Here is a 1,366-nt window from a genome sequence, read left to right as displayed (position 1 = left end):
GACACTCTCCCATAAAGTGTGTAAGTTAAAAAGTGAGGGCTTGGATTTTATAATCTGAGCCTTTCTTCAAAAATAAGCATAAATTGGTTGAGAATAATACCCCAATTCTGGATTGGCATCGACCATTTTTTTGTGGCTTCTTTCAAAGCAAGGTAAACAGATTTCAGCACAGCATCATCCGTAGGAAAAGACATTTTGTTTTTGGTGTATTTTCGGATTTTGCCGTTGAGATTCTCGATTAAATTGGTGGTGTAAATGATTTTACGGATTTCTAAAGGAAACTCAAAAAATACGGTTAATTCATCCCAATTATCCCTCCAGGATTTGATGGCGTAGGAATATTTGTCTTCCCATTTTTCTGCAAAATCCCTTAGAGCAGCTTCTGCTGCTTGTTTTGTTGGCGCGGTGTAAATATGCTTCATATCAGCAGAGAACTCTTTTCTATCCTTCCAGACCACATATTTACAGGCATTTCTGATCTGGTGAACCACACAGATCTGGGTTTGAGATTGTGGGAAAACTGAGCGAATGGTCCCAGGAAATCCGTTCAGATTATCTGTTGCCGTAATGAGGATATCTTCCACGCCACGAGCTTTGAGATCCGTTAAAACACTCATCCAGAAGCTCGAACTTTCATTCTTACCAAGCCACATTCCAAGAACTTCTTTTTTTCCTTCCCGATTCAATCCTACTGCCAAATACATGGTTTTGTTAATGACCTTGGAGTTTTCACGAACCTTGAATACGATTCCGTCCATCCAGACAATTAAATACAAATCTTCTAACGGACGGTTTTGCCAGCTCACCACTTCGGTGGCAACGGCATTGGTAATTCTGGAAATGGCAGAGGAAGATATTTCAAAATCGTATAATTCTTTAATCTGCTCTTCGATATCGCTCACACTCATACCTTTGGCGTAGAATGAGATAATAATATTCTCCAAACCTTCAATGATGTTATGCCTTTTTGGAACTAATACAGGTTCAAAACTACTTGCCCTGTCTCTGGGAACTTTGATTTCACTCTCTCCAAAAGAGGATTTTATTTTCTTGGTTCCATGTCCGTTGCGATAGTTCCCTTCTTTGGTTTTTTCATGTTTTTCATTGTCCAGATGAGCATCAAGTTCTGCTTCCAGCATATGCTCAACGGCACGTTTGTGCATCTGTTTGAAGAAAGAGGTTAAATCTTCTCCATTTTTAAAGGACTTATAGAAATCCTTGTTGTTTAATAATTCTTCTTTGTCGATCATAACTATATAGGTTAAAAATAATAAAAAGTTATTTCCGAAAATTATTTTTGAGCTTTAGAGGGCTCAAAAATTTTTCAGAATAACTTTTTAACTTACACAGTTAGTGAGACGCTACC

The 1,366-nt window shown here is 37.8% G+C and carries 1 protein-coding gene; it reads right to left on the bottom strand.

The genetic code is table 11. The features are described 5' to 3' along the window. Positions 1-47: 47 nt before the first annotated feature. Complete coding sequence (locus BXY58_RS16825) at positions 48-1,250, bottom strand: IS256 family transposase (protein ID WP_120215038.1); 1,203 nt, start codon at positions 1,248-1,250, stop codon at positions 48-50. Between the last annotated feature and the right edge of the window lie 116 nt (positions 1,251-1,366).

This window comes from Epilithonimonas arachidiradicis (assembly GCF_003610695.1).
Classification (GTDB): domain Bacteria; phylum Bacteroidota; class Bacteroidia; order Flavobacteriales; family Weeksellaceae; genus Epilithonimonas; species Epilithonimonas arachidiradicis.
The sequence above is the reverse complement of the archived record's forward strand: the minus strand, read 5'-3'. Positions and strand labels throughout refer to the sequence as shown.

Excerpts from the sequence above, each read along its gene's own strand:
- BXY58_RS16825 (WP_120215038.1), bottom strand. The coding sequence starts at position 1,250 with ATGATCGACAAAGAAGAATTATTAAACAACAAGGATTTCTATAAGTCC.